General features: G+C 39.4%; 11 protein-coding genes and 1 pseudogene. 11 read left to right on the plus strand and 1 reads right to left on the minus strand.

Going from position 1 to position 9,861, the window contains the following annotated elements:
• The first annotated feature begins 75 nt into the window (after positions 1–75).
• The 7 genes from BBG47_RS30155 (at position 76) to BBG47_RS26025 (ending at position 5,434) form a co-directional block, all read left to right on the plus strand.
• Positions 76–240 carry a hypothetical protein gene (locus tag BBG47_RS30155; RefSeq protein ID WP_175400645.1) on the plus strand — a complete coding sequence of 55 codons (165 nt, stop codon included), beginning with the start codon at positions 76–78 and terminating at the stop codon, positions 238–240.
• 192 nt (positions 241–432) lie between these two features.
• Complete coding sequence (locus BBG47_RS26000; protein ID WP_065294154.1) at positions 433–654, plus strand: hypothetical protein; 222 nt, start codon at positions 433–435, stop codon at positions 652–654.
• A gap of 156 nt (positions 655–810) precedes the next feature.
• Entirely contained in the window at positions 811–2,043 is a 1,233-nt protein-coding gene (locus BBG47_RS26005; protein WP_065294155.1) for an IS110 family RNA-guided transposase, read from the plus strand.
• A gap of 128 nt (positions 2,044–2,171) precedes the next feature.
• Entirely contained in the window at positions 2,172–2,810 is a 639-nt protein-coding gene (locus BBG47_RS26010; RefSeq protein ID WP_065294156.1) for a hypothetical protein, read from the plus strand.
• Positions 2,811–2,822: 12 nt separating this feature from the next.
• A complete protein-coding gene (locus BBG47_RS26015) occupies positions 2,823–3,305 on the plus strand; it encodes a HEAT repeat domain-containing protein (RefSeq protein WP_065294157.1) in 483 nt (160 codons plus the stop codon).
• A 440-nt stretch (positions 3,306–3,745) separates the two neighbouring features.
• Entirely contained in the window at positions 3,746–4,369 is a 624-nt protein-coding gene (locus BBG47_RS26020; RefSeq protein ID WP_065294158.1) for a helix-turn-helix domain-containing protein, read from the plus strand.
• A 75-nt stretch (positions 4,370–4,444) separates the two neighbouring features.
• A complete protein-coding gene (locus BBG47_RS26025) occupies positions 4,445–5,434 on the plus strand; it encodes a hypothetical protein (protein WP_065294159.1) in 990 nt (329 codons plus the stop codon).
• Positions 5,435–5,601: 167 nt separating this feature from the next.
• On the opposite strand, the gene BBG47_RS26030 is transcribed toward BBG47_RS26025, so the two are convergent.
• Complete coding sequence (locus BBG47_RS26030) at positions 5,602–5,811, minus strand: helix-turn-helix domain-containing protein (protein WP_021259370.1); 210 nt, start codon at positions 5,809–5,811, stop codon at positions 5,602–5,604.
• A 184-nt stretch (positions 5,812–5,995) separates the two neighbouring features.
• Between BBG47_RS26030 and BBG47_RS26035 the strand changes: the two genes are divergently transcribed.
• The 4 genes and pseudogenes from BBG47_RS26035 (at position 5,996) to BBG47_RS26050 (ending at position 9,623) form a co-directional block, all read left to right on the plus strand.
• Positions 5,996–6,772 (plus strand): recombinase family protein, encoded by a 777-nt coding sequence (locus BBG47_RS26035; protein ID WP_065294160.1) that lies wholly within the window; start codon positions 5,996–5,998, stop codon positions 6,770–6,772.
• Between the two features lie 228 nt (positions 6,773–7,000).
• Positions 7,001–8,237: pseudogene (locus tag BBG47_RS26040) on the plus strand (IS110 family RNA-guided transposase).
• 274 nt (positions 8,238–8,511) lie between these two features.
• Positions 8,512–8,790 (plus strand): Tle-like phospholipase domain-containing protein, encoded by a 279-nt coding sequence (locus BBG47_RS26045; RefSeq protein ID WP_175400644.1) that lies wholly within the window; start codon positions 8,512–8,514, stop codon positions 8,788–8,790.
• 242 nt (positions 8,791–9,032) lie between these two features.
• Positions 9,033–9,623 carry a hypothetical protein gene (locus tag BBG47_RS26050; protein WP_065294162.1) on the plus strand — a complete coding sequence of 197 codons (591 nt, stop codon included), beginning with the start codon at positions 9,033–9,035 and terminating at the stop codon, positions 9,621–9,623.
• The last annotated feature ends 238 nt before the right edge of the window (positions 9,624–9,861 follow it).

The following is a 9,861-nucleotide window of genomic DNA, read 5'->3' on the forward strand; positions in this document are numbered from 1 at the left end:
AATTGAGCATTTTTCACTTGCAAAAAACATACGGTAACGATTGAACTTCGCAAGGTACACGACATGATTGTCCTGATGGAAATTCAAACAGATGGTCTGGAATTACAGCAGTATCTTGAAGAAGTGATCGGCCTTCCAATGAAATTGCAGGAGCAATTTTCATTTGATATTCCATGCGATAATGATAAATTTCCTATGCTGGTGCTGGACACGATTGCGAACCTGAGTACAGAAGTGTAAAGAATCTGTTAACAAGCATTGTAAACGAACATCTGAAGTGGAAAAAGTGTCAATTTTGATGTGCGATGAACCGTTACACTTTTATTCCAGAACCGATGTAGGCTTGTAAAAATCAAAGTGGCCGTGTACGAGAGCATCATGACTTGATACGATCGACCTCGATAAGAACGAATACGATGGAGGTTGTATATCATGAGCGAAAAGCAAACAAAGGAAGTGGACAAGCTGGTAAAGCCGGGCCGTTTTGGCGTGACTAACAAGCAGTTGATTCCAGCGATTAAGGAAGCCATTGCTGCCGGCGATGTGAAGCGGCTGAGTATGCTGAAAGAACAATATCTCTACACTTTTGAGCATTCACTACGCTATTTGAAAAAGACGGAACGACAATATATTACTGATCATCTGAAGTCATAAATGGAATGTAACGAATGGAAGCAAGATGAGTAAAGCGTAAGTGTTTGCTGGCGTATCTTTGCGGCAAGTCCGCTCGAACTGAGGATGCAACCTTACGCTTTTGATCTGTTTCACGAAGGAAACGATTTCTGGCGTGACGTAAGGAAGGGGAGTTACATGAATCCACAAAATTATATTTATGTTGGCGTTGATCTACATAAGCAGCATCATACCGCCGTTATCATCGATTGTTGGAATCAAAAGCTGGGAGAAATCAAGTTCGACAACAAGCCGACTGCCTATGCTGCACTTATAAAAGTAGTAAACAAGTATTTGAAGAAAGACATGCAGGTGATTTACGGTCTTGAAGACATAGGCGGCTACGGCCGAGCGTTGGCGGTATACTTATTTGAAGGCGGATATAAGGTGAAGGAAGTCAATGCGAAGTTGGCCAATGCCCGGCGCAAAAGTCATGTCACAGTTGAAAAATCCGATGCATGGGACGCTGAATGTGTCGCGAAAGTGTTGAGAGATGAGCTGCCGAATTTACCGGATGCCAAGCCGATTGATTTGTACTGGGCGATTAGTCAGTTGATCAATCAGAGACGCTGGATTGCCAAAAATTTGACGGGACTCGTGAAAAAACTTCATCAACAACTTGGTTATCACTATCCAAGTTATAAGAAGTTTTTCTCTCAAGTGGATGGGAAAACGGCATTGGGATTTTGGTGGCGTTATCCATCGCCAGATCATTTGGAACATGTCCATGTGGAGAATCTGGCCCAGTTCTTGCGAGCACTTAGCAATAATGGATTATCGACCAAAAAGGCCATGCAAATTAAAGAACTTGTACAGACGGATGGAAGTACATGGCGAGATTTTCAGGACAAACGCGATTTTATCGTACGAAGCCTAGTCAGAGATATACGGTGCTCAGAACGCAATCTGGCACGCATAGAGGCCGAGATTCAGGACTTGATGAGTCAATTAGGCTTTCAACTGGAGACGATGACAGGTGTTGATCTGGTCACCTCAGCGGAACTTGTGGCGGAGATTGGGGATATTCATCGCTTTGCAAATGCTGATAAACTGGCTCGATTTGCTGGAATCGCCCCTATTGCTGTAGGTTCAGGCAACAAGCATCGAAACTATAAAAGCAAGCAAGGAAACAGGGAACTACATGACATCATTAAAGCCCTTGCGATAAGGCAAATTGCCGTTACAAGGACAAAGAAAGAGCCTCGAAATCCCTACTTCCACGCTTACTATGAGCAGAAAATATCGGCAGGAAAGACTAAGCAGCAAGCCATTGTATGTATAATGCGTAAACTGGTTAACGTCATCTATCGCTTAATGAAGACCAAAGCAGTTTACACGATTCCAGAAGTACCCATTAAACAAGTAAGTTGATATACTAATGTTGGGCGGTGATTGGAAAACGGTTACCGTCCTTTTTATTGAATATAGTACGCTTTATAAACTAGGACACGTATGAAGGGGATATTAAGAATCCGCTGAGTCAGAATGGATATACGTATGTGCATAATAATCCATTAAGTAATGTTGATCCAAGTGGAAACTATTGTGTTTCTGTAAATGGGGATTATGCACATGCTGGTGCGTGTAGTACAGAGGGGTCAATTTATTTAGGCGAGGATAAAGATTTTACTGGCCGTCCAATTCTCCAAAATGGTGTTATGACAGGAATAATGGGAAGTAATACAGCTAAAATGCTTCTTTTCCAAATTAAACTTAACTATTGGACGACATATACTAAAGACTATTCTTATGTTCGATGGCTTGCTGGTGACAATGATCATTATTACAGCTTAAGCAGAGAGACTCAACTAGAACTGAGACAGAGACTATTATCTAATTATATGTCTGATCAAATTAGTCGAGGATTCCCAGACTTCACTGATGGTTTAATGTGGGGAAGGTCTCTAGCTAAACAAGGCATTACAGCTTTGTTGTCTGCAAAAAAAGGTAAAGAATTCAGAGGTGGTTCAAAGTCAAGTAGAGATAACTGGTACGGCTATGATAAAGATAAAGATTTTGTAAAATGGTGGCATAGATCTGGTAAAAAAGAGTTTGGTGGTAATGATTTTGATAATAAAAACGAGATAAAAGCAATTTATGATTATTGGGTTGAACTTGGTAAACCTAGAGTCAAATAGAGGAGTGGTTTAGTGGAAATTATTCGTAGGCTAGAAGATTATATTTGTGACAGCAAGATTGAAGATGCTATCAGTTTAGTTAGACATATTGGTGAGACTAAAGATGAGTCGTGCTTAGAAGTGCTGTTAAAGCACCTTACAGCTACTGATAGTAATATCTTGAGAAATGAAATTGCACTTTCTCTCTCTGATATTGGAAACAATAAAGCGGTGGACACTTTGGTTGAGATGTTAACACATCCTAAAACTAAAGGAAGCAGGGGAACGTTATTATACGCACTAGAGGAGCTCAATTACATTCATCATATTGCAACAATAACGGATTTTATTGGCGATTCTAGTCTCGAAGTCAGTATGGAAGCATTTTTGTTACTTGAACACGTATTCGATGAACTTTCTTATGAGCAAAAAGAAAAATGCAAAAATATCCTCGAATCAAAATTGAAGAATAATGAAAATGAGCATATTCGAGAAGCATTAGAAATGTTCGAATAAATGATTTATTAAATTCAAAAAGTGATAGGAATTTTTTGTGCGTCATAGTAGGGAATTGTCCTTACTGCAGTACCCAGTGCTTTACGTTGAACTGGCATACTTTCCAAGTAGTTCATTCCGAAACGGTGGGGGCATTTAAGTAGCTTCATCGAGGAAAACATTATATCGTATCTCTGAAAGCAGAGGTTAAAAGTGTCTTGTATTTGCGGTCAGACATTAACAAATTTGGATATGCAAAAGAAATAAAAGAGTTTATATGTTTAAAGGGAATAAAGTCATGTTAAGGTATCTATTGAAGAAGATTTTTGTTAATCATGATTGTCTTTCCATTAAACCACATGTGAGTGTAACAACTCCATGTGGTCTTTTTTGTTGTTGACATACTTGGTATGCGATAATATAATACCCCTGTAAGACATACTTAGTATGGCGGTGATGAGATGGTTGGATTACAATTTATATCAGATACATGGCAAATGGAGTATAAGACAGTTGCTGAGAAAGTTGGAGTATCTAAGCAGACATTTCAAGATTGGATTAAGGGCAGAAGGAAGATACCGCAGCAGCGTTTAGAGCGGTTATCTGATCTTTTTGGAGTCAAGGAGTTTGATCTGTTTCAGAAGGAGCTTACTGAATCCGAAAAGATCGATATTCAGATTCAATACTTCCGAAGAATGGATGTATTTGATGAGGTTAAGGTATCTCGCATTGATGAAAATGGTGAAGAGTTCACCACATCAGAGGTTATATCTCAGAACAAGGGGATTATTGACTATCTTGAGGAAAGCAAAGAAACCAAGTTAATAGACAGCATTCGAAAAGCTATTAATGAAGACGAGTATGGTGGAAATTCTGAAGTCTTCCAAGATGTCGTTAAGCTTCTGTGTCAAGGAAAGCAAGAAGCAGAGATGATGAAAGCCTTGGTGTATCACTTAGCTCAACGAAACAGTATGTTTGGAGGTTACAAGCCTAAGTACAAGCAATTGAGTGAGAATGGCTTCTTGGACGATGTAGAAGTGTTCTATCAGAAGCATAAAAACAAGTTTCAGCCGAAAGAGGACTAATGTCGCCCATTCTTATAACATATCTAATTACATTCAAGATTCTAGATTATCTTAAAAAAAGAGAGAAGGTTACATATGTTTGACACCGTAAGGTTGAAAGTAAGACCTGTTTACATTGATTCAGGCATATTGAATCAGCTTACTGGTAACGCTGTTACATTTTTAAGCAAGGAAACAGGTGCGTTAAATACAAGTTATACGATTCACGATAAACAAATTCCATATATGAAATATATCGAGAGTAGTCAAACTCTACATATCCAAGTCTCCATTCCCAAGTTCCTTTATGGAGACAATGTAACTATGTTGGAAGAAGATGATATACCACTATTTTTCGATAGATTACAAGAAAGAATACAGCAATTATTTCATATTCATATTCCACATTCCGAATGGACGGTCAGTCGATGTGATGTTTGCTGGAATTTTCAAGTTGGTAAGAATGTTGGTGATTACGTGAGGTTACTAAGCAAACAACAGTTAGCCTATAAGAACACGACTATGTACAACCAAGATCAAACTGTAAAATATTGGAATAAAAGTAGTGGAATCATGTTCTATGACAAGCATAAGCAAGTCACGAAAGCTAAGGAGTCAAGTGACATTATCGAGCGTGCCAAGGGGATATTGCGACTTGAAGTCAATCCGAGCGATAGCGATATGAAAAAGTATGCATCTACAAGGAAAGCCATTGAATTGATTGCCAAGCCATTCTTTAACTACATGACAGACAAGGTGCTTGGTCAGATCGAATATCCAGCAGAAGCTAGTAACATAGGTTTATCTTGGTTGATGGAAAACAAAGAGAACATATCCAAGATCGAAACCATGCTTGGCTTCCAAATGCTGCAACGCATGTTCGACGAATCGACGCTAAGGCAGATATATAACCATCAACCTATGCCATCCGCAAGAGCACGGCAAAAAAATGACAATTCCCAAAGGGAACTGCCTAAGTCCATTAGCTATAAACTGCTAGGAAACACATCCTCTCAGACAGGGACACGTTATTTTGCCGATAACGATAAAAAGTCCATGATGATGGATGAAATAAAAATAACATAATTATAATTGTACGTGAAAACTAAGAGAAATCAATCCACTACATAAAAAAATGTTTACCATCACGATAACTGTTATCGGGGGGATGGTTTATACCCAAAGGCTTGAAATGAATTGGAGTAAAGGGCATAGCACATCCAGAGACCGACTATGGTTGCATTTTCAAATGTCTATGCTTCCTGATCTTCAACAATTAGTTCATGAATCGAAATGTCTAAAGCTTCACAAACGGCTTCTAACGTTCGGATATAAACCCGATCAACAGAGTCGGAACATAGATGATTAATCGTTGCATGTCGAATATTCATCTGTAAAGAGAGTTGCCGCTGAGAAATCCCTTTTTCGGCTAGTATTTCTTTTAATCTAATTTTTAATTTCATGGGAAAGTAATCCTCCACCAAATACATCATACTGTTAACCGTACTATATCATATTCTATCCATCCTAGCATTGATATATACGCTTAAAGGTAATACAATAGTTATATACTTTTAAGGGTATAACTCTTTAGCGTAACATTAATTCTAATTCGTGTAACGCTAGGGTTAACAGGGAGGTAATCCAATGAATGTCATAGGTTATGTTCGGGTTAGTACACAAGGACAAGCGAAGGATGGCTACAGCCTGTCTTACCAGCAAGATGAGATCAAAGCCTATTGTGAGCGACAAGGATGGCATCTGGTTCATGTCTTTACCGATGAAGGCATAAGCGGTGCGAAGGTGGATGAAGAAGCCTTAGAAGTCGAACGTGAGGGTTTTCAAGATATGATGTCGTTCATAGCTAGCAATAAGGTTGATTACGTGGTTGTTCTAAACACTAGCCGATTGTGGCGAAGTGATCTAGTTAAAGTGCTTGTTCATCGTGAATTGAAAAGGCACAACATTGACATCCAAAGCATCGAGCAGCCAACATACAGCATATTTAAGAAAGACCCATCAGACTTTTTGATTAACGGTCTTATGGAGTTGTTGGATGCATACCAGCGATTAGAAATCTCAATGAAATTAGGTAGAGGGCGAAATAAGAAAGCATCTGAAGGCAAGTTTGCAGGTGGCGGTATTCCTTTTGGTTATAAGGGGAAACGAGGTTCAAAGAAAATCGTTATAGACGAGAAGCAAGCAGCCATTGTTCAACGATTATTCTGTCTTAAAGAGCAATATCCTACATGGTCATTATCGGCATTAGCTGAGAAATTGAATGAAGAGGGGTTCTCTACGGAGCAAGGAATGATGTTCACCAAGGTACAGGTGAAGCGAATCCTAGACCGTAAAGCATTTTATCAGGGAAAGTATCGTTACGGACAGATCGAAGCAGATGGAGTGCATCAAGCAATTATTTAGTCAAGGAACGCATTGAAGATAAATGAGATATTGCTAACGTGTCTTTGCGGCATTGACCGCTCGAACTGAGGATGCAAACTTATTTAACCATTGTTGTTCTAGCCACTCGTTTGAGTGGTTACTAATGGGCTGATACATACGGAGCAAGTGTCTGAGTAGCAACGAGTCTTGATTGAACTGGAATCAAACTCATTAGTAACAATTCAAATACAGAGGGAGCGGAGGAAAATGATTGAGCAGCAGAATCTTGTTTATGTAGGAGTTGACCTACATAAACAGCATCATACAGCCGTCATTATTGACTGTTGGAGCAAAAAGTTAGGAGAAATTAAATTCGATAATAAGCCGTCTGCATTTCCCTTGCTCGTTAAGGAAGTTAGGAAGTATGCCAAAAAAGGATTGTCGATTGTCTATGGGCTTGAGGATGTAGGAGGTTATGGCAGAGGTTTGGCTGTCTATCTTAAAGAAAATCAATGCTGGGTGAAAGAGGTCAATGCCAAACTAGCAAATGCTAGAAGACAAAGCCATGTGACGGTTCAGAAGTCAGATAGCTGGGACGCTGAATGTGTTGCAAAGGTATTGAGAGATGAACTGGAGCGATTACCCGATGCGAAGCCGATCGATTTGTACTGGGCGATTAGTCAGCTTGTCACGCAGCGGAAAATGGTTCGCCAAAAGCCTAACTGCAACGGTAAAGAAACTACATCAACAGATTAGTTACCCATATCCAAGCTATAAGAAGTTCTTCTCTGAAGTTGATGGTAAAACGGCGTTAGCCTTCTGGGAAGCATATCCTTCACCGCACAAATTGAAAGACTTGTCAGAGGAAAAATTAGCTGAGTTTCTGCGAAGTCATAGCAATAATGGGCTTTCCCATAAGAAGGCTGGTCAAATATTATCTCTTATTTCCGTTGATGGTGATACGTATCGTGACTTTCAAGATTCACGTGATTCGGTTGTGGTCAGTCAGGTGAGGTCAGCTAGCTTTTTCAAGAAAGAGATTGCTAGGGTTGAAGTTGAAATCGAGCAGTTGATGGGACAGCTTGGCTTCCAACTTGAATCCATGACAGGGATAGATATTGTGACAGCAGCGGAACTTGTGGCAGAGATTGGTGATATTCATCGTTTTCCAACAGCGGATAAGCTGGCTCGTTTTGCTGGTGTTGCTCCAGTAATGGTTGGTTCAGGAAATAAGTCGCGCAACTATAAAAGTAAGCAAGGAAACCGAGAGTTGCATGACATCATCAAAAGCCTTGCTATCCGTCAGATCGCTGTTACTCGCACTAAAAGAGTGCCGAGGAATCCCTATTTTCATGCTTACTATTTACAGCGGATGTCCGAGGGGAAAACAAAGCAGCAAGCCATTATATGTATCATGAGGAAGCTGATTAATATCATCTACGCAATGATGAAGAAGAAATCAGCTTATGAGATGCCAACGATTCCGAGAGTGCAAGTAGGATGATATAATTGGTGGTAATTGGTTGAGAGAGCCAGTTGCCACCTTCTTTATTCTAAGTTCCGTTTTATAAACTAGGATACGTATGAAGGGGATATTAAAAGTCCGCTAAGTTTGAACTTGTACACGTATGTGGAAAATAATCCGTTATTGAATGTTGACCCAACAGGGCATATTCCAAGACCTATTGAAGCTGCCGAGATGGCAGCATATATATGAATTAAAAGGTTCACTTTCTGGAGGTTGGACGTATAGCTATACCATCACTGGTGGAGATAATATGGTGATGGGCGTATATTACCGCACCCTAAAAGGTGGGACTTTTGAATATGCACTGGTTAACAAAGGTAGTGATTTAAATTGGAGCGACTGGAAAAATAATGCCCTTCAACCAATAGGCTATTCCGCGGACATGAAGGATTCGATTAAGAAATCTACTGAATTTGTAAATGCTAACAAGGGTAAAGAGATAACCATGGTAGGGCATTCAAAAGGAGGCGCTGAAGCGACGGCAAATGCCGTTGCAAACAACAAAAATGCAATCACATTCAATACTTAACCTGCAGTACTTTGGGTTAATGGTTTAAGTGACAAGGATTATACTGGAACCATGACCCACTACGTTGTTAAAGGTGAATTATTAAATCATTTATTAGGTGAACCATCAGTGGGGTCTATGGTTTATTCGCCACAAATACACAAGATTAAGTGGTGGTATCCAGATTGGTATAACTTGTACCAGAGAAAACAAAATCACTCAATGGATTCGGTAAAAGAATCATTAAAGGAGGGGGGGATTAATTGAAAGCGAAAATAATGATTATTTTAGGTATTCCGTTGTTGTTAGGTCTTGTAATCATAGTGTATTTTGCTTTGCCTTGGCTTCTCATGCTCATTGGCATTCAATTAGAACCAAATCCTTCGCGCCCTGCAATTACTTATGGTGAATTTCCATTTCGTTTGGAATATGAAATAAACGGGGAACGTAAGGTTGTTCAAGATACTTTAATATGTGAATATGATGGGATTGGTTCAAATGAAGGAACTGGGAAATATCGCAAATGGAAAGAACGCTTTGCAAGCGGAAATCCCAAGATTCTGCTATTAAAGGTCGATGGTGCTTCAGGGATTGCATTCGGAAACAAAAAAACCGCAAATCAAGAGATATTTTTCGACCTCGGACCCGCTTGGTATTATATGGGTGATGATGAAGGAGGTAGTGGGTACAAGCCAATTTACCCAAACGCTTCATTCTCAGAACAATACCAAGATGGAAGCGGAACGAAGGGAGTTATTCTAGCAGATGAGTTGCTAAATAAGTACAATATTAAATTAATTAGTTGGGATTACACCCAACCAATTAAAAATAATTTTTCTTCGACAAAAAAGTGAGCCATAAATGAAAGATTGTCGCCACATGCGAGTGTAACAACTGTAGGAATTGATGCAACAGTCTATTTTAATCCTAAATCTAATCCGCTGATTGAGCAATGCGTGGAGCGGAATACGAATATAAAACGATGTGTTCTTATATTTATCAGATGTAAGAAATGGTGATATAACTGAAAACAAAATAAGAGCAGAGCATGGCTTACCTTTGAGAGGAGCATATTAGTCTAGTGAAAAAGAA

The organism is Paenibacillus sp. KS1 (genome assembly GCF_001680695.1).
GTDB lineage: Bacteria > Bacillota > Bacilli > Paenibacillales > Paenibacillaceae > Paenibacillus_B > Paenibacillus_B suaedae.